The 26,479-nt window shown below is 39.2% G+C and carries 23 protein-coding genes; 9 read left to right on the top strand and 14 right to left on the bottom strand.

Translation table 11 applies throughout. The annotated features are described in order from the left end of the window. Positions 1 to 618: 618 nt before the first annotated feature. The 4 genes from ACRD69_RS13980 to ACRD69_RS13965 form a co-directional block, all read right to left on the bottom strand. Positions 619 to 954, bottom strand: a complete 336-nt coding sequence (locus ACRD69_RS13980; protein WP_430815719.1) for a heavy-metal-associated domain-containing protein — start codon at positions 952 to 954, stop codon at positions 619 to 621. A 25-nt stretch (positions 955 to 979) separates the two neighbouring features. After that, on the bottom strand, positions 980 to 3,238 hold the full coding sequence (locus tag ACRD69_RS13975) for a TonB-dependent receptor (protein ID WP_430815718.1): 2,259 nt from the start codon (positions 3,236 to 3,238) through the stop codon (positions 980 to 982). Positions 3,239 to 3,370: 132 nt separating this feature from the next. After that, positions 3,371 to 3,820 (bottom strand): hypothetical protein, encoded by a 450-nt coding sequence (locus tag ACRD69_RS13970; protein WP_430815717.1) that lies wholly within the window; start codon positions 3,818 to 3,820, stop codon positions 3,371 to 3,373. A gap of 80 nt (positions 3,821 to 3,900) precedes the next feature. Then, positions 3,901 to 4,929 carry a hypothetical protein gene (locus ACRD69_RS13965; RefSeq protein ID WP_430815716.1) on the bottom strand — a complete coding sequence of 343 codons (1,029 nt, stop codon included), beginning with the start codon at positions 4,927 to 4,929 and terminating at the stop codon, positions 3,901 to 3,903. A 127-nt stretch (positions 4,930 to 5,056) separates the two neighbouring features. Between ACRD69_RS13965 and ACRD69_RS13960 the strand changes: the two genes are divergently transcribed. Then, positions 5,057 to 6,199, top strand: a complete 1,143-nt coding sequence (locus tag ACRD69_RS13960) for a hypothetical protein (RefSeq protein WP_430815715.1) — start codon at positions 5,057 to 5,059, stop codon at positions 6,197 to 6,199. A gap of 45 nt (positions 6,200 to 6,244) precedes the next feature. After that, a complete protein-coding gene (locus ACRD69_RS13955; RefSeq protein ID WP_430815714.1) occupies positions 6,245 to 7,594 on the top strand; it encodes a GH1 family beta-glucosidase in 1,350 nt (449 codons plus the stop codon). Between the two features lie 30 nt (positions 7,595 to 7,624). Here ACRD69_RS13955 and ACRD69_RS13950 read toward each other — a convergent pair whose 3' ends face one another. The 6 genes from ACRD69_RS13950 to ACRD69_RS13925 all read right to left on the bottom strand — a co-directional run bounded on the left by ACRD69_RS13950 (position 7,625) and on the right by ACRD69_RS13925 (position 13,239). Beyond that, positions 7,625 to 7,816: a hypothetical protein gene (locus ACRD69_RS13950; RefSeq protein ID WP_430815713.1), complete on the bottom strand. Its 192-nt coding sequence runs from the start codon at positions 7,814 to 7,816 to the stop codon at positions 7,625 to 7,627. A 100-nt stretch (positions 7,817 to 7,916) separates the two neighbouring features. Continuing rightward, positions 7,917 to 8,915, bottom strand: coding sequence for a tetratricopeptide repeat protein (locus ACRD69_RS13945; protein ID WP_430815712.1), 999 nt, complete (start codon positions 8,913 to 8,915; stop codon positions 7,917 to 7,919). A 91-nt stretch (positions 8,916 to 9,006) separates the two neighbouring features. Then, a complete protein-coding gene (locus ACRD69_RS13940) occupies positions 9,007 to 10,221 on the bottom strand; it encodes a TlpA family protein disulfide reductase (protein WP_430815711.1) in 1,215 nt (404 codons plus the stop codon). Between the two features lie 13 nt (positions 10,222 to 10,234). Next, on the bottom strand, positions 10,235 to 11,251 hold the full coding sequence (locus ACRD69_RS13935) for a DUF4837 family protein (protein ID WP_430815710.1): 1,017 nt from the start codon (positions 11,249 to 11,251) through the stop codon (positions 10,235 to 10,237). Positions 11,252 to 11,496: 245 nt separating this feature from the next. Then, positions 11,497 to 12,165 (bottom strand): energy transducer TonB, encoded by a 669-nt coding sequence (locus ACRD69_RS13930; RefSeq protein WP_430815709.1) that lies wholly within the window; start codon positions 12,163 to 12,165, stop codon positions 11,497 to 11,499. A gap of 393 nt (positions 12,166 to 12,558) precedes the next feature. Then, positions 12,559 to 13,239 (bottom strand): energy transducer TonB, encoded by a 681-nt coding sequence (locus tag ACRD69_RS13925; RefSeq protein ID WP_430815708.1) that lies wholly within the window; start codon positions 13,237 to 13,239, stop codon positions 12,559 to 12,561. A gap of 279 nt (positions 13,240 to 13,518) precedes the next feature. Between ACRD69_RS13925 and ACRD69_RS13920 the strand changes: the two genes are divergently transcribed. The 6 genes from ACRD69_RS13920 to ACRD69_RS13895 all read left to right on the top strand — a co-directional run bounded on the left by ACRD69_RS13920 (position 13,519) and on the right by ACRD69_RS13895 (position 20,401). Continuing rightward, positions 13,519 to 15,285, top strand: a complete 1,767-nt coding sequence (locus ACRD69_RS13920; RefSeq protein WP_430815707.1) for a sigma-54 interaction domain-containing protein — start codon at positions 13,519 to 13,521, stop codon at positions 15,283 to 15,285. Positions 15,286 to 15,509: 224 nt separating this feature from the next. Then, positions 15,510 to 15,761, top strand: coding sequence for a (2Fe-2S) ferredoxin domain-containing protein (locus ACRD69_RS13915; RefSeq protein ID WP_430815706.1), 252 nt, complete (start codon positions 15,510 to 15,512; stop codon positions 15,759 to 15,761). Between the two features lie 5 nt (positions 15,762 to 15,766). Next, the gene (locus tag ACRD69_RS13910; RefSeq protein ID WP_430815705.1) at positions 15,767 to 17,485 is read left to right on the top strand and encodes a [Fe-Fe] hydrogenase large subunit C-terminal domain-containing protein; all 1,719 of its coding nucleotides are present in this window, start codon (positions 15,767 to 15,769) and stop codon (positions 17,483 to 17,485) included. Further along, positions 17,478 to 18,665, top strand: coding sequence for a SpoIIE family protein phosphatase (locus ACRD69_RS13905; RefSeq protein WP_430815704.1), 1,188 nt, complete (start codon positions 17,478 to 17,480; stop codon positions 18,663 to 18,665). The genes ACRD69_RS13910 and ACRD69_RS13905 overlap by 8 nt, the downstream gene beginning before the upstream one ends. 10 nt (positions 18,666 to 18,675) lie before the next feature. Next, a complete protein-coding gene (locus tag ACRD69_RS13900) occupies positions 18,676 to 18,945 on the top strand; it encodes an NAD(P)H-dependent oxidoreductase subunit E (protein ID WP_430815703.1) in 270 nt (89 codons plus the stop codon). Beyond that, positions 18,932 to 20,401, top strand: a complete 1,470-nt coding sequence (locus ACRD69_RS13895; protein ID WP_430815702.1) for a monomeric [FeFe] hydrogenase — start codon at positions 18,932 to 18,934, stop codon at positions 20,399 to 20,401. The genes ACRD69_RS13900 and ACRD69_RS13895 overlap by 14 nt, the downstream gene beginning before the upstream one ends. Before the next feature lie 446 nt (positions 20,402 to 20,847). Here ACRD69_RS13895 and ACRD69_RS13890 read toward each other — a convergent pair whose 3' ends face one another. Then, positions 20,848 to 22,236 carry a sigma-54-dependent transcriptional regulator gene (locus ACRD69_RS13890; protein WP_430815701.1) on the bottom strand — a complete coding sequence of 463 codons (1,389 nt, stop codon included), beginning with the start codon at positions 22,234 to 22,236 and terminating at the stop codon, positions 20,848 to 20,850. Positions 22,237 to 22,246: 10 nt separating this feature from the next. Then, positions 22,247 to 24,331, bottom strand: coding sequence for a tetratricopeptide repeat protein (locus tag ACRD69_RS13885; protein WP_430815700.1), 2,085 nt, complete (start codon positions 24,329 to 24,331; stop codon positions 22,247 to 22,249). A gap of 446 nt (positions 24,332 to 24,777) precedes the next feature. Between ACRD69_RS13885 and ACRD69_RS13880 the strand changes: the two genes are divergently transcribed. After that, a complete protein-coding gene (locus ACRD69_RS13880; protein ID WP_430815698.1) occupies positions 24,778 to 25,551 on the top strand; it encodes a hypothetical protein in 774 nt (257 codons plus the stop codon). Positions 25,552 to 25,625: 74 nt separating this feature from the next. On the opposite strand, the gene folK is transcribed toward ACRD69_RS13880, so the two are convergent. Continuing rightward, positions 25,626 to 26,006: a 2-amino-4-hydroxy-6-hydroxymethyldihydropteridine diphosphokinase gene (gene folK / locus ACRD69_RS13875; RefSeq protein ID WP_430815697.1), complete on the bottom strand. Its 381-nt coding sequence runs from the start codon at positions 26,004 to 26,006 to the stop codon at positions 25,626 to 25,628. Positions 26,007 to 26,114: 108 nt separating this feature from the next. Beyond that, positions 26,115 to 26,465, bottom strand: a complete 351-nt coding sequence (locus ACRD69_RS13870; protein WP_430815696.1) for a dihydroneopterin aldolase — start codon at positions 26,463 to 26,465, stop codon at positions 26,115 to 26,117. Positions 26,466 to 26,479: the final 14 nt, after the last annotated feature.

The raw sequence follows: 26,479 nt of genomic DNA, 5'->3' as shown, positions 1-26,479 counted from the left end.
AAGGTAAGAAGTTTTTATTCTATTTTCCAAAATTATTTTTGAAAATTTTTTGACTTATTTTTTGACGCGAACTTGCAAGATAACATACCCGGCTTTTGTTGTCAATACTCCCTTTCACTTTGCCTGTTATTATGTGTCGATAAACGAGCTAAATCCCTTATCAACCGTGCCTTTCAGATGAACCGTTGTTCTCAAAAGCGGGTGCAAAATAAGGGAGTTTTTTCCGCATCTCCAAATGTAAAATCACATTTTTTCAAAAGAATCTTTCCCGGTCGGCGCTTAAGAGTTGATTTGATGGTGATTATCGGGGGAATATTTTTTTAAGAAATTTGAGGGTGCTTGATGGAGCCTTCTTCAGTCAGCTTATCAATGCTGTTTTTAAGAGCTAGTCGCCTGTTAGTTCTTTCCAATTAAACTCAAATTAAACTCAGACCAAACTCAGACTAAACTCAGACTAAATTCGACTCAGGCTGAATTTAATCTGTATTTGGTATGTGTTTATTGTGTGTTTAAACTGGGTTTAGTATCAAAGTGTATTGGAAGTGATAAATAGTGGGTATAAAAAAAGGGCGCCTTGCGGAGCCCTTGTGATACATATATTATTAAGTAGTGTTGATACTATTTACTGCATCCACTACAGCATTTCTTCTTTGCGCTTGCGCACTCCCCTTCCTTTTGTTCCTCCACTTCAAAATCTAACTTTTGGAAAGCTTTAACCAGGTTTTCTTTATTTGTTTTATCCTCGCGATATTTTACTGTCACTGTTTGCCCTTCGAAATCTACGTTTAAATCTTTTACTCCTTTTTCGAAAGGAATATTCTTGGTAATTTTATTTACACAGCTTTGGCAATCCATTTCAACCTTGTATGTTACTTCGCTTACTTTCTTCTTTTTTTCAGCATAAGTGTTACCAACAAACAATGCCATTACCATTAATACTATTAGCTTCTTCATGATTTAAATATTTAATTACTGATTATTACTCTCTGTCAATTGAAAAACGTATTCCCATATAAATTCGACGCCCCATTACTGGTCCCCATATTAATGAGCTATCGAAGTTATCGCCGAAAGGATCATCTCCGGCTATTATCGGATCATTTTGTTTAAAGTCTCCTAAATTCTCAACGCCCACATAAACATTCCACTTTCTGAAATATTTAGTAATTTGAGAATTAACTATCTGATAAGCATCAAAAGAATCTGGTCGCTGATATTCTGGAGGGTTTGACGCTGTTGATGGAACACGCCCTTCTCCGTTAAACTGTGTTGTAAAATCAAACTGCCATTTTTTAAGTGGTGTTGAATATGACAAGTTAAACAGACCTTTAGTGCGACTTATTAAAGGTCGCGTCATTAAATCGCCGTTGTAAGTTGCTTTAACATCATTCAAACGCCATGCTGCGACGACATCAAGACCACGAAACAATTCGTATTTTCCTTCAATCTGGAAGTTATTGGCATATGAATCGCCATTTAAATTATAAAAATATACGGCATCTGTGCTCTGATCAGCATCAACGATCAACTGATTTTTGAAATCTGTCCGATAATATTCTGCATTTAAAGTCAACTCCCTTCCTGCGATATTTATATACTGTGTGATGTTAGCTCCATAATTCCATGCTTCTTCCTGATCTAAATTATCTGCAATAATAATTTGCCTTGAGCTTGCCAATAAGTAGCTATTTTCAGCCAACACATTCGGCGTTCTATATCCTTTACCGGCAGAAGCACGCAGAATGGTATTGGGAGTAATATTGTACTTTGCATGGAGGCGAGGCGTGAACAGGGTTCCAAAATCATTATGGAAGTCAACGCGTCCTCCTGCTATTATGGTTAATCGATCTGGTATATTGTATGTATATTGGAAGAAAGCACCAGGAACAATTTCCTCTCTTTTTAAGATTTGTACCTCATCGGGTGATTGAAAATCCATCAGCAACACCTCATCAAATTCATCGGACTGAAAACTTAAACCTGTACTATACTTACTATTCTCATCTCCTATAATTGATTGAAAAATAAGGTTTGCGTAGAACGAACGCTGTTCTGCATCGTATTGCTTTCGCCCATAGAAAGAATTTTGCTCATGAAAAGAATAGTTGGCTACAAGCGCAACACTGGTGTACTCATCATCAAAAAGATATCCGGCTTTATAAAATCCTTCATAGCGTCTCGTATCAATGTTGATACCATATAGCGTATCATTACTGTTACCATGGAGCTGATCAGAAGGCTTACTTCCGTTAAAACCCATTTGTCCACCCAGTCGGTTCTCATCCAAAACCTTAATGCCTATCTGAGATGTAAAACCATTTTTATTATTGAAGTCCCAACGGTTCATAAAGTTTAATTGCTTCAACAATGGCTCGTCCCTGAAACCGTCATCATTATCATCAGTCGACTTCTGGTCCTCTGAATAATGAGCCAGGATAGCAGTCGTCCATTTATCATTTAAATGAATAGAACCATTGACATTACTTTCCCAGCGCCCTGTATTATTAGCATACATGTTCAAGAAGAACTTCTCCGAGTTAACCGGCTTTTTGTACTCCACATTTATTTGCCCGGTCAATGCTTCGTATCCGTTAATAACGGTTGCTGTTCCTTTGGATATCTGAATAGACTCCATCCATGCTCCGGGTATATAGTTTAAACCGTACAAAGTAGCTAAACCTCTGAAGTTGGGAATATTCTCAGTCATCATTTGCACATAATTGCCCGACAATCCTAACAACTGAATTTGTTTGGCGCCTGTTGCCGCATCTGAATAAGACACATCAACAGAGGCATTGGTTTCAAAACTTTCACTCAGGTTACAGCAAGCGGCTTTACAAAGCTCAGCCCCCGTAATATTAACTTTTGTCATCGGATCGAGGCGCGACATATGTGATCCTGCTTTTTTACCGGCCACCAGCACTTCATCCAACTGATCACTCTGCAGAATCACTTCAAAATGTTGTTGATTCCTTACTTTTATAGTGTCTGGTTTATAACCAATGTAACTTACAACGAGTAACACACTCCCTTTGGGTTGGTCAATTGCAAACTGTCCGTTGTAATCAGTAACTGTTCCCGCTTGAGTATTGGCCCAATATACGTTAGCCCCAACTAACTCTGTAACCTTGTTTTTATCGTTGGCTTTAACAACTCCGGTTATTTCCTTGTTTGCCTGTGCAAATAATGAAATACCAGCACAAAACACTAGTATTGTAACTATAATAAATCGATTCATTCTTGTGAGATTAGCGACATTAGAAGCATTAAGTAATGCTCCAATATCAACTTTAGGTTATTATTGAAGTCAGGTTCTTTGGTTAATTATCTTACAATCACCTTTTGAATAAGCAATTGCAACAAGAAAGAATCATAAAAGAAATACGCAATTCATTTCTGGCGAAGGCTCGTCAGGTATATTTTGAATCACGTCAAATTGAAGTTGTTTTGGTGTTTTAATATCAGAAACAAGCTCTGCAACGATTGTTGATTGAAGAAACAAATCGATAGAAGCAGCCTTTATCTTGAATTTACCGGAAGTAATCTTCGCTTCAAGGGAAGCCTTTTTGAACTCATGCTTACAGGCCCCATCAGTTTCTTGATGATGACTATGATTATCGTTAGCCTCACTGCACGAATGGCAAGCTTTCTCGCATGAACAGTCAGCGCAGGCGTGATGATGATCGTGCGAGGTTGTTATAATCCTGGTGATTGTTTCATCCTCATCACAACCATAGCAATGATGTTGAAATATATGTACACCAAGAATGGATGGCAAAACTGCCATTATCAGCGCAAAGCTTATTGCTCTATATTTCAACTTAAAAGACTTCATCACTTGCAAAAGAAATAAATCTCTTGCAACCTGGCAAAATTTTAACAACTGATTTACATCACTCCTTATTCGGTATATTCTCCATCCCAGCCACTTAACCGGGCTAAGATCCACCACATAGCATAGGCTTTTCGATTAGAAGTGATATATTGAGTTGTATGTGATCCTAATTTAACCTCACCACCCGGCTTGTTTTTACTTTCAAAGTAGGCTATACCCAATTCATTTTCACTTTGCCAATCTTCATAGAAATTCCCCCCATAATTGCCCGAATCACCATTATCTCCTGCATCCTCCCAATAATTATCGTTCATGCAATGGGTGTCGATGCTATAATAATCGAGACACAACAAGCCGTTGGCATTACAATAATCATTGATAAGACGAGCTTGTTCTTTTGGATTACCCACACCTGTATTGGTACTTCTGTTAGCATGACCCGTCATAAAAATAAATGCCACAGCATTTTTACGCTGCCCTTTTTCATTGCCAAGCTTAGAACCACCAACTCCATATTCATCAATTAATATTTTCATTCCCGGCAGATAATTACCGCTAACATCATGCCCCGCTATGTTGCACCATGACCACATCACAACGTTAATATCAGCATTGTCTTCGTCATCGAGATAATTGCGCGTTGCTTGTATAAAAGCTGTTTCATCTCTACTCAAATCAACCCCATTTCTTCCTGGTTCAGCATACTCCTGCAATGCATAATCTCTAAAATCCAATTTCCCTTCCTGCGGGTTATGGTTAGTTATGCCGAATAAAACATCGTCGCCCTCTTTGTAATCCTGCAAGCCATACAAGCCCCGACTAACATGCGTTCCGTGTGAGGTATGCTGATAGGCTACATGAAGATTCTGACGTGCCAGATCAATATACTTTTTAGGAATAGAACGAAGGACGCCTTCTTTTGCTACGGTATAATCAGCAATAAACTGATCTCCGCTAAGTTCACCAATAGAGAAAACCTTAGCTGCAGATTCTTCCTTTTGCTGACTTTCGGTTTCTTCCTTATTATCGCTAGTGCAAGCACTTAATAACACAGCTATGTTTATAAGTACAACTCCAAACATTATTACCTTCATAACTTAACTTGTTTTGATGGAATATATTTAAGAATCGCATAATAGTCAAGTGGGCTAAAAACATTCATTAATTCCAGTTACATTTGCGCTCATGGCAAATTTGTTCATATATAATCCCACATGCGATATGGCAGTAGAAAATGGCACCAATAGCTTTATGCCATCCAAACTATTATCCACATTTGAGAATGACATCAGTCCACTCATGGCATTTCTTGGTAACGCATCTGATTATATTCTTTATGAAAAGCCCATTTCTGAAAGCTTTCATTCATTCTGGCATAAAGCAGGAACAACTCTTCCCGCCTTTATTAAGGGAAGTCAACTAAAAAATCTTACAGTGGATAATGTCATACCATGGGGATGGAGCCAGATTATTAATGCTAAATATGCTGATACCGGTCATCAACCTCCCATTTTTTCGTCCAAGGGTGATTATCGACGTTTCTTTAGTCGTGAAACAAGTCTTCATCTTTGTCATGAATTAAAAAAACGAAGTCTACACCCATTTGCTGCAATACCCGCTTTACCCGTGAATGTTTGCGATATTTCAGATATTTCATTATTACTTGATAAATATACCAATGGTGTCTTATTAAAAACCCTCTGGAGCTCTTCAGGGCGAGGATTGCAGTTTATCAGAAACATTAAGCAACTTCAGAATGCCGGCAACTGGATCAATGCCCAAATAAAAAAACATGGTTCTTTGATCGCTGAACCCATTTACAACAAACTCCAGGATGCCTCTTTACAATTTATGGTAACACCCTCTGGTGATTATGAATTTTTAGGCCTTAATTATTTTGATGCAGATGATCAGGGACATTTCAACAAAGAGTATTTTCATACTCCCGAGAATTTAATCACCAGGATACCTTCAGATAAAGCCTGGGTCAAACATACTGCCGATGTTATAACAGAAAGCATGAAATCCTTAAAGCTTCATGAAAAGTATTATGGCCCAATCGGTATTGATGCCATGTTTATAGCAGATGAGCATGGAGATATTAAATTCTACCCCCTGGTTGAAGCCAACTTACGATGTAATATGGGCTTAATTAATTTACATCTCAAAAAAAGAATCTTATCTGATGCCTCCGGCACTTGGCAGATCAGCCAGTTCAATAAAGGAGAAGCCCCCTTGTTTTATCAGGAAAACATTAAAATGCACCCAATAATCATTGAGAACGGACACATTGCCAAAGGTTTTTTCCCTTTAACACCATTTGAAAATGACACACGATTTGCAGCCTGGGGCATGGTTTATTAATCAGGGCTTAACACTAACTTTGCATAGGGCATCTACATTTGTCTCATGTTTAAACGTGAGCAATTTGGCGATAATTTCAAATGGGGTGTAACGATAAGTGCTTTTCAGAATGAAGGCGCCCCCAAATCAGATGGTAAAGGCCCTTCAATTTGGGATACTTTTACCGCAAACACCAATAATATCAATAATGGTGATGCCATTGGTGATGCCTGTGATTTTTACAACAGGTATGAAGAGGACATAGCCCTGGTCAGAACTCTGGGCCTGGACGTTTTTCGGTTTTCAATAAGCTGGGCACGCATACTGCCTTATGGCAGAGGGAAAGTGAACCAGGCAGGTATCGATTTCTACAAACGGGTTATTGACTGCTGCATAAGTAATGACTTAACTCCCTATGTCACAATCTATCATTGGGATCTACCGCAGGCCCTTGATGATAAAGGCGGCTGGACCAATCGGGAAATAGTTGACTGGTTTATCGCGTACCTTGAAATTTGTGTAAAAGCCTTTGGTGATAAAGTAAGCAACTGGGTAGTAATGAACGAGCCCATGAGTTTTACCGGACTCGGCTACTTTATGGGCTATCATGCTCCTTCACGCAAAGGGATCAATCATTTTTTAAAGGCAGCCCATCATACCGTTTTATGTATGGCACAAGGTGGTGCTAAAATAAGGGAGTTGCAACCGCATGCAAACATTGGCGTAGCATTATCGTGCTCCTATATTAAACCTGTGAATCAATTGCCCAAACACCGTCGGGCAGCCAAAAGAATGCAAGCCATGCTTAATCGTTTTTACCTTGAACCTCTGCTTGGTTTAGGTTACCCCACCGATGTCATGCCTGCACTAAAGATCATTAAGACCTTCTTTAGAAAAGGAGATGAAGAGCGAATGGTATTTGATTTTGATTTCATTGGCATCCAGTATTATTTCAGGGTAGTTGCCAGGCACAGCTATACGCCTCCCGTTCTTTTCGCTGACGAAATACCACCCAGGGCCCGAAAAGCCAATCTGAACACCATGAATCTGGATGTTTACCCTAAAGGCATTTATAAGTTACTGAAGTTTTACAGTTCTTATCCTCAAATAAAAGAGCTTATTGTTACTGAGAGTGGGGTGTGCTATCCCGATTTTCTTGTCAAAGATCATGTTTACGATGTTCGACGCATGAAGTACCATCAAAAAATGCTTAAATACATTCGTAAAGCCCAACAAAAAGGCATTAATGCAGGCGGCTATTTTGTTTGGACACTTGTTGACAATTTTGAGTGGAAAGAAGGATTCGAACCTCGCTTTGGATTAGTGCATGTTGACTTTGAAACCCAACAACGCACCATTAAATACTCTGGCAAATGGTTTCAGAGCTTTTTAAGCAAAACGGCCTCCACTAATTAATGGAGGCCGCTATCTCTAGATTTATTCTATTTAGTTTTTATACAGCAGAAGGGCTGAATATGTTGCCACTCCCTGATCTGAATGACCACTGAATTTGACATCGATTAAATTCTCAGAAGTGATGCCTTCCTTATCAATGAATTGGTTTATCTGATCATCTAACGACTGGTCAAAATCATCAGTCCCTGTATATTGAAAATGCTTTGTTAAAATTTTACTCATAACACCTAGTTTTAAATTCTACATCAATTTCCTTCTCCTACGTCATAGTGCTATTTAAGATACAAAAACATTTCCATTTTTTGACGAAAGGCCAAAATACTTACTGCTGTATCTCCATCCAGTTTATAAAAGCATTAAATCTACCCTGATGATCCCCTACCCACAACAATACATCAGGACTGTATTTTGCACTGCATATGTAATAGGCAAATGCTTCGGTATGACCAGCCTGGTTGAGTTGTGTGAAAAAATCCACATAGTTGATATCAAAGAAATCCATTTCACCGGTTTGTTCTTCGCTTAACATGGCAAACAATGCCAGGGTTTGATTGACCAGCCTGTTTGGTTCCTCAGGGTTATTGACTGAAGCTTCACGTGCAATGGCATTTAACTTAGACTCTGCCACCTGTAGTCCCGATACGATAGAATGCTTACTAACAGGTTTTGGTTGCTTGGCTTTCTGAACAAGTGCAACATGCCATCTTACCTGCAAATCTTCCAGTAACTCTTCTTTTTTCAATTCATCCGGTTCGATTAACAGACAATAATACAGGGGTAACATACTTTTAAGCACCTCATCCTGCTTCTTTTTAATGGATGACAACATCAGGTGACTTGGAATATGGTTTCTGTTCATACGAAGACACTTCACCAATGCGTCTTCAGCCAGTTCGTTCTCCTTTATAAGCAAATAGCTTTCAGCCAGGTTATAGTACAACAAGTACTCATCCGGATATTTCTTTAAAGCCTTTTTATATTCGCGAATAGCCTGTTTCGTATTCCCTTTTTCATTTAATACTGCGCCATAGATCAGTAATGCATCCAGCCAAAAATCATTTTCTTCAGCAAGAACATTTCGACTGTAATGCAATGCTTCATCATAATCTTTAATGGCCAGGTAGGTATAAGCCAATTCATAATGCGCTTCCATACATTTCTTATCAAACGCGATAGCTTGCTTGAATTTACTAATCGCATCTTTGTACAAGTCATGACTATACAAGGTTTGCCCTTGTTTAATTAACTTCTCAACTTCTGTTCTTTCCTGGGCCTTAATACTAAAAAAGCCCACCATTAACAACACTGCTAAATATCTCATGCTGTAATGATAGACTTTTATTATTTATCCGTCAAACATTTTCAATAAGCGGCTAAGGTTTAACGGTTATTAACACTATGAACTCGATAAATCATCGGGAAACAACTTTCGATTCACTTTCTTTCAACAATTGTTGAACCGCCTTATCAATAATATTTTCTGTTTCTATTAACGTGTAACCTGGAATGATATTGCTTATCATTTTGTACTTATTTAGGATAATAAACGTTGGAAGCAGTTGTATGTTAAACGCCCTGAAAGCATCTGGTTTTACAGTGACAGTTTGAAAATCATAAACATTAGTATAACTTTTATTCTCCAAGCATTTATCTTCTTTACAGTTATATATGGCTATAAACTTCACATTTCTATTCAGATATTTTTTTTGCAATGTATCTAAAGTTGCCCTGGAGTTTATACAGGGGCCACAAAAATGACTTGTAAATTGTAAAACGATCACTTCACCACCGAACTGATATAAATCGCTATAACTATTTTCTCCTTTAAAAAACTCTATATTGGCAGCTTTAGACTGGAGCAAATTGACAGAGCTGTTACTGTGTTTTATCTGTAACGAAAAATCATTCGGCAAGTAATTTACTATTATAAACTGATCTTGCTTTTGCTGATTGATTCTAACTTCAGCTATTTCTTCAACAATAGTATTAGAGCTGAGTGTTCGACTGATCTTAAAAGGTAAAAATGTATTCGAATCAACCCATAACTCATAAACTGAACTATTATCAGAAGACTCTTTGCTAATGTCATCACTTATTTTACCAACAAACTCAATCTCTTTGTTTAAAATAGTAATCAAATACTTCAAGGCACTTCCTTCGGTGCTTATTTCAAGTACCACTTCATTATCAGGATGCAAAGCATAATTAACGATTGCCAGAGACCGGGTAAAGAATGGAGCCATTAGTGCTCGTTTATTCCAGGGTTCTCCTCTATAGTCAAACATATTATAAATCTGCCGATCCCAATTGAGCTTCACCTTCATATCGCCATCATAAGCAAAAAGCAATTCATCCTTTCTTTTTATATTGAAATGAAAGAACCGGGCTCCAATAATTGTATCCGTAACATTAATTTGCTCCCTGATAAAAATTCGGTTGACGTCACCATCATCAGGTGTCAATTGCCCGGGAAAAAGAAAATAATCAGAATAGCTGTATTCAGCCGTTGACACTTCTTCAAGCGCATTTTTAATCAATTCCAAGCCCTGTATTTTATTGATTACACTTTGAGAAACAATATTAACACAGAATAACAAATAAGAAATACAAAGAAGTACATGTTTCATATCTGCATGTTCACTAATTTAGTTCCAGGGTTTTCAGCACAGCCTCTACCTCGCGCATATAGATAGCCTTATTAGGTTTAGCAGGAGCGTATACATAGCCACTGACCATCAGTAAACGATTATTCTCCTTATCCTGATAAAAGTAATCAACAAAAGGTCCTCCCATAAAGTCACCTTGTACTTTCCAAAGGCCACGTAATTCGGTCCATTGCCTGTTGGCAAATTTTGCTTTTCTAACAGAAACAGGAAACTGCTCTTCTGTTGCCATAAACGATCCCTTAGCTTCTCCGGGCACTTGCTGACGAAGCAAATTATTTCGAAACATCATCAAGGTTTGTGTATTGATATCTCCCAGTGAATCAAGCGGACATTGATAAACAAATATTCCCAACTGACTACCTGAGCGCTGAAAATCCAACCATGAGAACTGCCCTTTGAATTTCTTCAAATGGTATCCTTTAGGAAAATACATTTTAAATGGATAGTTAGCTTCAACATGCCTGACAGCCTCAGGCTCATATACAACATGATAAGACTCAGCCATGGCATTAATGTCGCCATTATGAAAAAAACCTTTAATGGTCGACCATTTTTGTTCGAGCAAGCCATTTAATTCATCGGGAGAGCGGGCTATCACCTTCGCGACATACTGATCCCGTGCCCACTCCTGCTTACGGTATTCAACCCTGTTTGAACTCTCATTTTCCCTAATAGAGATCATTAAAACATTGCGATAGGTTCTGAAGTGGCGTTCAAACTGCTCGTAAGCAATTCTTGTTTTCTTAAACAATGTTTCCGCTTGTGGCAAAGAAGGAAATTCATCATCCAACAGAACTTTAAGCACTTTACCGGTGGCCGCATTCCAATACTGGTCTTCAATTACTACCAGCAATTCCCCCGGAGAGCCAATGGCACGGGGTTTAAAGTTGGTAGGTTTATCAGCACATGCCGCCAGGGCTATGACTATTAAAACTACTGCAATGGCTAATAACCACATTCGGTTGCTAATGGTATTTATATAATTTTTCATCTCTTTAAAGTTTAAGTTTTGAAGGTATTCAATGGGTACAATAGCTATTGTGTTCGCTATTTTGGTTCAACGGTCTAAGAAGCTCTTGCTCTTTTTTTTTATGAGAACATTATTGAGCCTTAAAAATCAACAGGTAAAACGACACCGGATGTAGCTCTTATAATCGCTTGATCTTTAGGCACGGATGAAACAATACATTACGAGCACATCCGATGTCGATTCTATATATAGATTGGTTTGAAGAGTTACTGCAACACAAAGTTGACTGGTATTGTATAAGCTACCCTTACCGCTTTGTCTCTTTGAAAACCGGGTGTCCATTTAGGCATATTATTGACTACCCTTAAAGCTTCGGCCGATAATTTTTTATCGGGGCTTCTAACCACTTTGGCTTCCACTACATCACCTTGTTCATTAATTACAAATGATATATATACCCTTCCTGTAATGCCTGATTCTGCGCAAATAACCGGATACTTTACATTACCGGCGATATACTTCAATAAGGCAGCTTGTCCGCCGGGAAATTCAGGCATATGCTCAACGTGTATAAACGTTACCGGAGCTTCATCTTCTTCCACTGGCATATCAGGTATCTCATAGACGTGATCTTCAATATCGCTGCTGAAATTATCAAGATCGACTGGCGTGTCTTCGGTATTATCAACAACCTCTATCTGTTCAATTGCGATTGGTTTCGGCAATTCCTTCTTTGGTTCTTCTGGTTGGGTGATCGGCATCATATCCTCTATTTCCACAAACTGATCATCTATAACTACCTGCTTCATTCCTTTGGCCGGCGATCCCCATTCAAAAGCTGCCAATGAAGCTCCCAGTGCAACTATTAAACCTATCTGAAAAAAGATGCTTCTTTTACGTTCTAAATCGGCGTGTCTGTATTTTTTAGCTTTCATGACGATATATTTTATGAGGTTATTAATGTTAGTTGCCTTGTATATCCCAAGCGACGTTCCACAATTCATATTTTGTAATAAAAAATTCACCAAAACACACGCATCTATCTGATATTCTACACCTTATAATTACTAATTATTTTCCTTTACTATTTTCCAGTCAGTCAGGACACAGATATTATTAGCCCACCTGGGCGAAAATGCGCCGGTAATTCAGATAAAAACGCACAACAAAGCCGATGTTCCAGCTGCTTGTTTTAGTTCGAAGTTTTGCAGGGTCATGCTGGACGCATCGGCTTTTATTCTGAAAAAATTCAGAGAACGTTTTCTCTGTTTAAAGGACTTTTAAACTATTTTATTATCATACGCTAATACTTAAATTAAACATGGCTGCTACTGCAGCTTAAACCTAACAGGGACAACAAAGGACACTTTAACAGGCCTGCCTCTTTGTTTTCCTGGTTTCCATTTGGGTAATGTTTTAACCACCCGAACAGCTTCACGTTCAAGATTTGGGTCAGTTCCCTGGTACGCTTTTACATTGATCACTTCTCCTTTCTCATTAATTACAAACGAAACATTTACCCTCCCCTCAATGCCATTTTCCTGACAGATAACCGGATACTTCACATTTTTATTGATATAGTTCAGTAAAGCTGCAGTTCCGCCTGGGAATTCAGGCATATCCTCAACAACCATAAAAATCTGATCTTCTGAGTCTTCTTCTTGCATTTCAAAATCAGACAAATCAATATCCATGTCTACATCCATATCGACATCTTCTATTTCCAGTTCCTCATCCAGGTCCACATCATCGTCAACAATTGTCAGGATATCTGCTGCCCTGGGTGGAGGCGGAGGCGGAGGTGGTTGAATTTCTTCCTGCCTGGTGATCGGTGGAGCTTCTTCTTCAAGCACCTCCTCATCAACCATAGCAAGAGTATCGTATCGAGCTTCCTTATTAGTCCATTCAAAAGCAACTAATACAACACCCAGCGTAACGATCATTCCTATTTGGAAAAACATACCACGCTTACGTTCCAAATCGGCTTTTTTGCTCTTCTTTACTTCCATAGGCTTTAATTTTGAGGTTTAAAGAATTAATTGTTTCCCATCTAATCCCAATGAGCGTACCAGAATGCCAAATCTTTGCATTCCTCATTTTAATTTTCCTCACAAACAACTACAACAGTGCCTGTTAAGCCACGACAAAACCTTGTCAAGTCATAATTTACCTTTCATACAACACAGATTTATTCGCGCCCAACTGGGCGAAAACAGCAATATATTCACTACATCTATTCTCCTTAAAAAGATTAATTTTGTACACGGATAATTCATACGACAATCAGAATGCAAACAAACATCCTACATACTGCACATGGTCTTGCTTTGACAAATGCATTGAGTCAATTTGTCAAAAACATGGATAGTGCCTGCTTTAAACTGATCGTAGTTGATGAACGAGGACTTATCACTCATTTATATGGCAATCTGGATTTTTCGAAGAAGTTTCGTTTAAAAATAGCTCAGAACTGGCAACCTGTGGCCGAACGGATAGAGTGGGAAAAACACAATTTGCGTGGTATGATTACCTTGGGTACTTCTGTTTATAACCTTGTTAAATACCATAACAGAAGCAAGGAACAGGCGTATCAGATCTTCCTTATTTCTTCTATTGATATTGATTATCCCTGGTTACAGATGGCAGTTGCGGCTATCGATACCAGTATCAATGCCGAGATCAAGGATGTAAGCATGCAAAAGCAAATGGATGACACGCATCAGTTTACTTTTGCCATGATGAATGCCTTGAAAGTAGGGGTTATTTCTGTTAGCACGGCCGGAGAAATAAAGTACGCCAATAACCAGGCCTGCCAGTGGATAAACATTAGAAGGCGGGAGCTTTTAAAAATACCGGTCAAGAACCTGATCCCAAACTGGAACAATATATACCAACTGGTAAGCTCCGGCGAAAAATTTCTGAATGAAGAGATTGCCATTAACACTTCAGACCGTAAATCTAAATTTAACGTTACCGTTACCCCTATACTTGATCAGGAAAATGTAAAACTGATCGGACTAGTAATAGCAATTCGTGAATTGGAGAATGTCTACCACCTTGTTAATAAATATACAGGTATGCAGGCTCGCTTTACGTTTAAAGATATTATAGCCAAGAGTCAGCAAATGCGCAAGCTTGTTGATTATGCGAAAAACATTTCAGACAGCCCATCTACCATTTTAATTGAAGCTGAAAGTGGTACGGGCAAAGAAGTGTTTGCACAAAGTATTCATAATGCCAGTAGCCGATCTGACAAGGGTTTTGTCGCTATTAACTGCGCTGCCATAAGTGACAACCTGATAGAAAGTGAGCTTTTTGGGTACGATGATGGCGCTTTTACCGGCGCAAAAAAAGGAGGTCATCCCGGCAAATTTGAATTGGCGAATGGTGGCACTCTCTTCCTTGATGAAGTGGGTGACATGAAACCGGAAGTACAGGTTAAACTACTCAGAGCCATCCAGGAAAGTGCAATAACAAGGGTTGGTGGTGAAAAAACCATTCCTGTTGATGTAAGAATTATTGCTGCGACCAACAAAAACTTAAAAACCGAAGTCGACAATGGCAGTTTCAGACTAGACTTATATTATCGCTTAAGTGTTATTCCACTGAAAATTCCGGCTTTGCGCGAGCGGATGGAAGATTTACCATCGCTAATCCGTTTCTTTTTAAATAAAAAATCACTCCGACTGCAAAAAGAAGTACCGCAAATCCGCTACTCAACTCTTCAGCAGTTTCTGGATTACGATTGGCCGGGAAATATAAGGGAACTGGAAAATGCCATTGAACAATACGTTATACTGGATGGGGAAATATCTTTTGAAAGCCTAAAAAAAGAAGCCAGAACCATTTCTACAGAACACGATAAGGTCATTGACGGCGTAACTGATGGTACAAATGATACACTATGCTCTGTTAAAGAAATGGAACGCGATTTAATCATCAGAACACTTCGCCATTATAATAACAATATGACCCATACTGCACAATCTTTAGGCCTGAGCAGAAACACACTTTACTTAAAGCTCAAAAAATACAATATTGAAGTAATAAACTAAGTAAAACATCAGGTATTCGACCATTGGCATTACTCATGTCATGCGTCCTACTATAGGACAGTGTATTATTTTATGACACTCAAACGACTGTAGTGTACTAATTTATGACACCGGCATTTTCACTCCGTTTTTTCATTAAAGAAATAAATCCTTAAATAGTAGAATCACAGCACTTAAGCATTTTTGGCAAGCCCCTTGACATGCATCAGTCAAAATGCGTAAGTATGAAATCAACAAACAATCATAAAATACTTATCTGCCTGGGCAGTTCTTGTCATTCCAGGGGTAATGCTGAAAACCTGAAAGCAATTCAGGAATTTCTTAAAGAACAAAAGATTGATTCTCAAATTGATTTCAGGGGCCATTTATGCAATGAAATGTGTAAAAGAGGACCGGTGATTGAAATTGATGATATAGAATACGAGGGCGTGACACAAAGCAACCTTCCTTCTATTTTAACCAATCATTTCAATTAATATCTATGCCACTTAAGCCGATATATACAGAAACGAACGATTGCAAAGATTGCTATAAGTGCATTCGAGAATGCCCTACAAAAGCGATAAAAGTCAGTGACAACCGGGCATCTGTCGTTGATGAGCTTTGCATTTACTGCGGACACTGCGTGGCCATTTGTCCATCCGGAGCAAAAAAGGTTCGTGATGGTATTTCAAGGGCCAGACAGCTAATTAAGGATAAAAAAGAGGTTTATGTTTCGTTAGCCCCTTCTTTCGTTGCTGAATATGGAACTGATGCAGCGCCACTTTTAAGTGCACTAAAGCAACTTGGTTTTAAAGGAACGTCAGAAACAGCCATTGGCGCGCAGGAGGTATCCAAGCAAATCAGCCAATACCTGAAAGTCCGACAAAACGGCACCTACATCTCATCAGCCTGCCCCGTGGTGGTTGAATTGATTCGCAAGTATTACCCAGAGCATACCATGGCCATAACCCCCTATATGTCGCCAATGCTGACACATGCACGGATGCTGAAACATTGGTTTGGTGATGATATCGGCGTTGTATTTATCGGTCCGTGCATTGGCAAAAAATCTGAAGCTGACGATTCAGAACTGGTTGATGTTTCTTTAACATTTAAGGAGTTGAGTGACTGGCTCAAAACAGAAAATATACACATTAAAAATACACAAACAGGTAGCGAACCAGCTTTTGTGCCCTACCAGGCTCGTGAAGGTGTTATTTATCCGCTTGATGGTGGCATGGTAGAAACCATTAAGCGAGAGAATAATAGCGGAGAAAGCACTTTCATGAGTTTCACAGGGCAAAAGATGGTTCGTAATGTTCTGGACAACCTGAATGAATACGGTAAAGACTCACCACTTTTTCTCGAGTTGCTGGCCTGTGAAACCGGCTGTCTGAATGGTCCCGGAATGAGCTGCCAGGAAAATATAGCCGGAAAACACTTAAACATCCGCAATAGCTATGTATGCAGAACCCAGACTACAGACAGTTGTATAAAAGAAGAACAAGTCTTTAACATTGAACGTGACTTCTTTAATATAGACACTGTTGAATCGGCGCACTTTAAGGGTGAAGATATAAAAGAAGCTCTCCATAGCATTGGTAAGACAAATGTTGCCGACGAGCTAAACTGCAGTGGATGTGGTTATGATACCTGTCGTGATTTTGCGCAGGCACTGTTGACCGGTAACGCTGAAACAGCCATGTGTGTCTCATACATGCGAATGGTTGCTCATCACAAAGCCACCATATTACTACAGAAAATACCATCGGGTGTTGTTATCATTGATGACGCTTATAAGGTTGTTGAAATGAATGCCAGCTTTGCACGCCTGATGGGCTCTGAAACAGAGTTGTGTTTTGAAGCCAACCCGGGCATGCGAGGTGCCGAACTTGACAAATTAGGCTCGTTTGCAAAACTATTTAAAACCGCCCTTATAACAGGCAAGGAGTATTACGACCTACCTTTTACTGAAAATGAACAAAGCCTGCAGCTATCCATCTTCAATATTCAGAAACATAAGCTGGTAACCGGCATTATTCAAAGCGCACAACAACCTGAATTCAGAAAGGATATTGTGGAGAAACGCACACGAGAGGTGATCAAGAAGAACATGGAAACAGTTCAGAAAATTGCCTTCTTACTTGGCGAAAATGCCTCTTACACCGATTCATTGTTGAATTCTATTCTTGACGCTCAAAACCAGGAGAATGCATAACAGGCGTTTTTACATAGAAGCAGAACTATGCCAGGAGCGTAAGGCACTGGAAAATGTATGTGGTGACTCTTGCGAATCGCGCAAGCTAAAGGAAGAAGATCGCTTAATCACCGTACTATCAGATGGTTTAGGCTCTGGCGTTAAGGCTAATATACTGGCTACAATGACTACCAGTATGGCTTTGCAGTTTACAGCTAAAAACGATCCGCTTGAACATACATCTGACTTTATTATGAAGACTTTGCCGGTCGATTCAAAGCGTCAGATAAGCTACTCGACTTTTAGTATTTTAGATATTAATTGCGAGGGTGATGCCTGCATTGTAGAGTTTGACAATCCGCCGGTTTTAATATACAGAAATGGTCAATTTATTGATCTGCATGCAGAAGTTAAATCAATAAAACGCTCGGACAGCATAGCTGCCGAAGTCAACTATACTCATATAAAGCTACAAAAAGAAGACCGCATCATCATGGTTTCTGATGGCATCACCCAGTCAGGCATGGGAACCTGCAAGATGCCTTTTGGCTGGGGAACTGATGGTTTAAAAGCATTTGTTAATGAAAACATTAGCCAAAACCCTCATATCTCTGCTCGTCAACTGGCCCGTAAAATCATGCAACGTGCCAGAGCCAATGATGCTGACCGGTTCAGGGACGATGCCACCTGCCAGGTTATTTATTGTCGGGAACCACGAAAAATGGTATTGGCCTCAGGGCCTCCGTATTACAAAAACTATGATGCCATACTGGCCGAACGCCTTGATAATTTCAAGGGCAAGAAAATTATATGCGGAGGTACCACCTCGAAAATAATTTCCAGGGAGTTGGATCGCCAGATCCATATTGAGCTTAATAATTACAATCCTGAACTACCCCCGGTTGCTCAAATGGAGGGCATTGACCTGATAACGGAAGGCATACTTACTCTTGGCAAGGTATCATCCTTACTTGAACAATTAAGCAGTAATACAATTAAAGGCGATGGTCCTGCAGAGCAGATGGTTAAACTTTTGCTTAACAGCGATTCCATTTTGATTTTAGCCGGAACACAGATCAATAATGCGCATCAGGATCCTAATTTGCCTGTAGAGCTGGAGATCAGACGAAATATAGTTAAAAAAATAGCCAGCTTGCTGGAGGATAAATTCTTAAAAACCATTGAAATAGAATATTTATAGTCCTGACAACATGCAAACATCAGTTAAATATAAAGTTCAGATATGCTGCGGCACCATGTGTTACATCATGGGAGGTGCAGAACTACACCTGCTAAATGAATGCCTGCCTATCCAATTAAAAGATAAGGTGAGCATTGAAGGAATTCCCTGCTTTGGCAAATGCGATTCAAATGAAAAACTTCATCCTTGTGTGCTGATCAATGATGAAGAACTAGACAATGCAACAACACAGAAAATCATAAAGAAACTACTAACACTAGAAGATAATGACCTATTATAACAATGCTGTTATAACAAAACGTGAATTACTTGTACGATTAATTCAATTACTTGACAATGATACTTTGTTGGACAAGATCGATCGCATACCGGTTGAAATGCGTCCTCGCACCAATTCTCCGATTCGATGTTGCGTTCACAAAGACAGGGCTGTAATTAAGTACAAGATCATGGCCTTGCTCGGCTTTAACATTGCCGATGAAGAGGATGAGTTAACACCATTGAAAGAGTACGCCGTTCAGGCACTGGAAGGATATACACAAAATGGCAACTTCCTGACCGTCGTTGATGAGGCCTGTAGTTCGTGTGTACAGGTAAATTATACTGTCAGCAACCTTTGCCAGGGGTGCGAAGGCCGCCCTTGCCAGGTCAACTGCCCCAAGGATGCCATCATGGTTATAAATGGCAAAGCCAATATTGATCATCAGAAGTGCGTCAATTGCGGAATCTGTCAAAAGGCATGTCCGTTCCATGCAATTGCATATTTGCCTGTTCCATGTGAAGAATCATGTCCTGTAAAAGCCATACGTAAGAACACCAACGGAATTGAAGAGATTGATTTCGACAAATGCATTCATTGTGGAAAATGCATGACTGCCTGTCCTTTTGGAGCAATTTCCGAGAAGTCACAGATTCTAAACCTGTTCTACAATATTAAACATCAGAAAGAAAAAACAGTTGCCATGGTGGCTCCTGCTATATTAAGTCAGTTCAAAGCCAGCGCATCACAAATATTGAGTAGTATCAGAGCAATTGGTTTTGATGAAGTAATTGAAGTGGCCGAAGGGGCCAACATGACCACTGACCATGAAACAAATGAATTACTCGAACGACTGGATGGGGGCGCGGCATTTATGACAACCTCATGTTGCCCTTCGTACATGGAGTTTTCGGAGAAACATGCACCCGAGTTAAAACCATTTATAAGTGATACACCGTCACCTATGGCCTATACTGCGCAGCTGGCTAAAACACGTTATCCGGATCATAAGGCTGTTTTTATAGGACCCTGCCTGGCCAAACGCACCGAAGCGTTTAAGAATGCCAACGTGGACTATGTGATCACAACAGAAGAGTTAGGGGCTTTATTTGCAGCATTAAAAATAGACCTTGCCGCCAACACTGATCAATCAATAGTAGCTGATATAGTAAGACCTGAAAGTCGTGGCTATGCTTCATCCGGAGGTGTTACCAATGCCATTAAAACCGTTTTATCAACAGAACACAACATTAAAACCGAGCTTATTGACGGTATTGACAAGCGAAACATTCGTTTACTAAAATCCCTACCTAAAAAGAAAGCAGGTGAAGCTTCATTTTACGAAGTAATGGCTTGTGAAAACGGCTGCATTAATGGTCCTGTGAATGTTTCGCCAATTAAGGTAAGCCAGGCAAACCTGAAAAAGGCTATGCAAGAAATTGTACAGGACGAAGTTTGTGAAAGCACAAATGCATAAGCGAAGAACATTTGCTAACGAGCAAAAACAAGTTCATTCGATTATTTTTATACATTCCTTTTGGTTATTAAACCCACCCGGACTCCACATGCCGGGTGGGTTTAACTTTTTAATCAGGGTATTTTTTTCATGAGTCATAATATTTGAAGAAGGTGATAAGAAGCAATGCCGTAACAATACCTTAATCGCAATAGCTATCCGGGCGTGGTTCATTTATTGAAAGAAAGATAAACAGATGTGTAGAACCAGAAGTTGGTTTTGATCTGTAATGATTTCAAACAGCCATTTAACGATGATTGATTGTTTATGTTTAAATCCTTTACCAGTGCAACTGTGTGTTGGTACTTCTATATAAAAAAACTGCACCTTCTGAACTTCAGGTGCAGTTGTATCTCAAGCATAAAGGCATTTATAAACGATGTGCGCTCACAGAATAAGCAATACCCTTAATCAATGAATCCTTTAGTTATTTCAACACCAAATTTTTTAATTTTACGTTTCAGGGCATCGCGACTAATACCTAAAAGAGCAGCTGCGCGTGTTTGGTTGAAATCGGTTTCTTTTAAAGCAGCTTCTATTAACTGTATCTCATTATCATCAAGGTTCAGATTGCCATTATTAGAGGGTACAGAATTACCGGAATCCTCTCCCCTTAAAGGAAAGTCTTCAGGCAGTAGGCTATCATTATCTGACAGGATCATAGCACGCTCAACCATATTTCTTAATTCACGCACATTGCCGGGAAAATGATACTTTTGCAGCTTATTGACCAGAGCCCCTGAGATCGACGGCACTTTTTTACCTTTCTTCTTTGCTATATTAGTCACAAAATGCTCCAACAGTGGACGAAGATCTTCGGGGCGTTCGCGCAATGGCGGTATATTAATCTCAATGGTATTAATTCGGTGGAACAGATCAATGCGAAACTGCTTCTCCCCAATAAGCTCTTCAATATCTTTATTGGTAGCTGAAATAATACGAACATCCACCGGAATTTCTTTATTACTGCCAACCCGTTTTATACGGTTCTCTTCTATAGCACGTAATAACTTGGCCTGTAGGGCATATGGCATATCCGCAATTTCATCCAGGAATAAGGTGCCTTTACTGGCCAGTTCGAAGTACCCCTTTTTTTCATCACGGGCGTCGGTAAACGCACCCTTTACATGACCAAAGAATTCACTTTCCAGCAACGACTCGGGAATAGCTGAACTGTTAACAGGGGCAAACACCTGTTTTTTTCGTGGACTACCAAAATGGATAATACGGGAAATGATTTCTTTTCCAGTTCCGTTTTCACCAGTTACCAATACATTGACGTCACCATCTTCAGCCGCCTTAAGTGCCATTTTAAGCACCTTTTTAATCTGCTCACTCTCACCAACAAAATCCTTTTCAATCATACCTTCCAATTCCTTGGATACCAAAACACCCCTGTTTTCTGCCGCCTCCAGTTTCGATTGCATCATTAGAAATTTCTCAGTGCGTTCAATGGCCAATTGAATATCCATTATTTGAAAAGGCTTACGAATAAAATCAGAAGCACCCTGACGCATGGCCTGTATCACCATGTCCATATCTCCATAGCCACTTATCATGATAATTTCAAGATTGGGATATTCAGCCTTTACTTTCTGAAGAATATCAAGACCATTCATCCCCGGAAGCATAACATCTAATATCAATACGCCAGGCCGTTCTTTCTCTAAAACAGCAAAGCCATCATTGGGCGTGTTGGCGGTAAATACCTTGAACTTTCTCTTTTCAAGATGGTACTTCAACTTCTCCGTAATTCTGGATTCATCATCCAGTATAAGCACTTTTAAATCGTTCATTTCTTGGATTCTATATATTTTCAGCTAGTGGCAATATTACCAACATTGACGTTCCTTTCCCGGACTCACTCTCTACCTCTATATGCCCACGCATTTCTTTTATCAGGCTATATGATATTGACAGTCCCAGTCCGGTACCCTTTCCCAACTGTTTGCTCGTTACAAAGGGTAAAAAGATATCTGTTTTACGATTTTGCGAGATACCAACTCCATTATCCTTTATTTTCAGGCAAACATTTTCCTTTTGATAATAGGTCTCGATTTCAACCTCCATTTTCAAATCCGGTTCATTCAGCTTGCGCTCTTCAACCGCATCTTTTGCATTGGACAGTAAATTGTGAATCACCTGCTCTAACTTATGTGGATTACCCAATACACAAGGCAAATTATCAGATAACACCATTGATAATTTGATGTGGTGGTTGGCATACTGACTTCCAATCATTGATGAGGCGGCCCGAACACAATCACTAACATCAAATTCCTCCTCAACCTCATCTTTTTGACCGCTGCTAAAAATACGTATATGGTCAACGATCTGGCGTACACGAACAATATCTTCAAATATCTCATTTACCGACTTATTTAGAAAGGCGGCATCAACGTTTTCTTCTTCCAACTCATACTTTATGCTTTCTGCTGACAATGAAATATTTTGAACCGGTTGGTTGATTTCATGCGCAATCCCAGCAGCCAACTCTCCCAATGACGTCAAACTACTTTGATGCATAATGATCTGCTGCTGCTCTTCCTGTTTTTTCAAAGCTTCGGCAATGCGTTGCTCCAGGTTTTTGTTCTCTTGCCCTTTCAGGTAATAGCGGTAATAGGTTACAAACACCAGGATGGAAATAATAAGAATGGTAAATCCAAAAGACAAGCGCCATCGAATCAGGTTTTCCTTTTCAAGCTCGAGCAGGTAGTTTTTATTTTTGGTTTGCAATATTTCGTTTTCCTGCTGTTTTTCTTCTAAAGCCTGAAGTGCCATAGCGTCAACAAAGTTGGTAATATTTTCTTCCATCACCATGGTTTCAGACAAATCAGAATGTTGTATACGATATTCGTATGCCTTTCTGAAATTCCCAAGTGCCTCATAGGCTTCAGAAAGCACCAGGTAATTGTCGCGAAGTAACTCATTGGCTTGCGCCAGTTTAGCCAGGCGTACACTTTTATTATAACTTTTAATGGCTGAATGATACCTGTTTTGTTTTGCTTCTATCATCCCAATACGCATCAGGCTCATTGCTGCTTCCCAATGTCCGTTTTGCTCAATTTGCATTGTCAGGGCATCCTCATAGTAGGCTTGCGCTTCCTCAAGCTCACCCATAGAATAATAAGTGTTGGCAATATTGCTAAGCACTATTGAGATATTTCGCTCATCACCTCTCTCCTCGAGGATCTGTTTCATTCGGGTAAAGTAAATGAGCGCAGTATCAAACTCTTTCTGAAAGAAATAGATTTGGCCTATCTGATCCAATAATCGAATAACTTCGCCTTTAGAATTATCCCCTTCTCCTTCTTCCACAATTTTCAGTGCTTCTTCGTAATAATGCAAAGCCTTTGAGTAGTCGGTAATATTCTTATAAACATCCGCCATGTTCTTGCAGGTCTCGGCAACTTTGTTCCAATTCTTTTCTTTGATATAAAGGTTTAAGGAGCGTTTGTAATTCTTCAGGGCTTTTTCTGACTGGTTTAACCTGAAATAAGTTGATGATAAAGTAGACATACTTTGGTTGTCGCCTATGGAGCGATAGGCCGATAATGATTTTCGGTAAGAGTCTTTCAGGCGCTCATAGTCATTGGTAAAATAATAGCCCATACCAAGGTTGGTATATGCTTCTGCCATGCCACGCTTATCATCGATTCGAATAGCGATTTGCAGGGCCTGCCCGGCATATTTAATGGCTTTTTGCGGATCATCATACATTTTAAGCTTAGAGAGCTTATTGTTGATCTGTACCTTTTCTTTATTGGATGCGTTCTTAAGTTTCTCAAGCATATCCAGCTCTGATTCTTCCTGACACCAGGCCTGAAATGGTAAGGCCAGACAGAACAGCATCACAATTATCTGATGAAAACGCCGCTTTAAATTATTCATGTGGTCACTGAAAGGTTATTGTATGTCGTTTAAAAGTAGAAAAGATTTTGCAATAAGCCAGTTTATGCAATTAAAAGTTTATGCGTTACCAGGCGTTTTCGATTACCTGCCATAAACAAGTAGCTCAATTTTACCAGGTGTATCTATTTTATAAATCGTAACATATTTATTAACTCTCAATCTGTATCATCGCAATCATTTACGATTAGCATCTTTAAGAGGTATATTAAAAATATATTCTGAAAGCTTAAGAAAACAGGGCTTATAATGCTTAACTCATTGGCGGTTTATAATGCTCTTGCTTAAAAAGCTGCTTAGTTCCTGTTTTACAATTATTAACACAGCGATTTTTATCATGTTTTTTTCCTGATATTGTCATTGTTTCCAAATGAATGTGCATTTATTTTTGCCGCGATTTTATCAAGTACATTATTAAAGGGAACAGAATGAAAAGAATTGTGTTAGTAGCTTTAGCGGCTATTATGGTTGCACAGTTAGGTGCACAAAACACGCTTAGCGTTGATTGGGGTAATACGACCAATTATCTGGCTCATGGCCGTACGCTTAGTGCCAATCAGGCATGTTTTCAACCTGGTGTTTATTATTCGATCAATAAGGGACCAACAATTATGGCTTGGTTTAGCCTGCCTTACGATCGCGAGTTTTCAGCATTGGATGAATGGGATATCATTGTTGACCATAAAGTCAATTTGCTCGATCCGGAGAAAAAATGGAATATCAACGTTCATGGTTATGTGAATTACTGGTATCTTCCTGTAAATAACGAGTCTGACATTCAAGACTATTACCAGGGCATGAAATACAATGCGGGCATTCACTTTCCATTTTTAGTCTCTGAAAACTCTGCTTTAAAAATAACCACCGGTTACGACTTCTATTACTACCACCAGTTAGGCCGTGACATGGGGATCAGAGCGGCTGGCATTCATGAATTTTTAATAAAATTTAACAAAAAATACAAAAAGGTAAATTTAGAAGCTAAATCGGTGATTAGCAACAACCAAGGCGCCGTCAGTACAGCAATTGACCCGGGTTGGGGCTTCTTTTCACAACATTTGTCATGTTCATTTGACGTGAAGCTGGTAACTTTGTCGACCAGTGTAAACTACCAAAGGACATTAGATGCATTACTACCAACAGGGATGGATAAGAATCTGATGTGGGTATCACTGAATATCAGTAAGAGTTTTAAATTGTAATTTCTTTTCATACCTAGCAAAGGTTAGGTTAATAATGGTGATAAAGGTGTAGAGTTGGTTCTGGCGAGCCAACTCTATTTTTTTTCCCATACCTGGGCAACCAGTTTTTGCAGAAAATCACGGGAATGGTAATCATCATCTACGATCACATCATCATAAACAATTATATCAAGGTCTATCTCCCGTGGACCGAATTTAGGGCGACTTCTGTCGCGCCCCAGTTTGTCTTCAATTTGCTTGAGCCTTATGGTTAAATCTGATTCTGAAAGGGGCACTTTCATTAAAACGACACTATTAGAAAAGTCGTTCTGCTCTTTTATTCCGATAGGTTTAGTTACAAGTACTTCCGACTCCTTTAATACGTTACCCAACACATTAAGTTCATTAAGTGCCCTTGGAATATTAACACCTGCATTAATATTAGAACCTAATCCGATTACGACTTGTTTTTCCATATTTAAACCGTTTATTAATGTTTTGAGTCGTGGAACAACTCCGGACTATTTTAAGACCTGTTTTAGCAGTCTTGTGTTTTAATAAGTCATCGAATATCCTAGTTGTTATTACCTGGAATCTGACAGTGTAATAGAAACACTTTCAGAGAATCGTAAGGCATGTAGCTTGTCAATTTCAACTTCTGCTGCCTTTACGCGTTCATAGTTCATTATTGTATCAAGGACCATACGTGCCATGGCTTCAAGTAAATTAAATTTGCTGTGCTCTACCTTATCAATAATTTGCTTTGTGATGGTACGATAATCTAATGCGTCTTCAGGCTTATCTGACTTTTCTTCATTCCCTGAAAGATAGTTGATGGTAATATTCAGCATCAGATCCTGTCGTTTGCCAATTTCATGCGGGTTAAAACCGACATAGCTTCGTAAGAGCAGATTCTTTATCCTTAGAGTTCCCATAGTGTTTAACAATT

The sequence above is a fragment of the Carboxylicivirga agarovorans genome (assembly GCF_050589845.1).
Taxonomy (GTDB): Bacteria; Bacteroidota; Bacteroidia; order Bacteroidales; family Marinilabiliaceae; genus Carboxylicivirga; species Carboxylicivirga agarovorans.
This window is presented reverse-complemented; position numbering and strand designations above follow the sequence as displayed.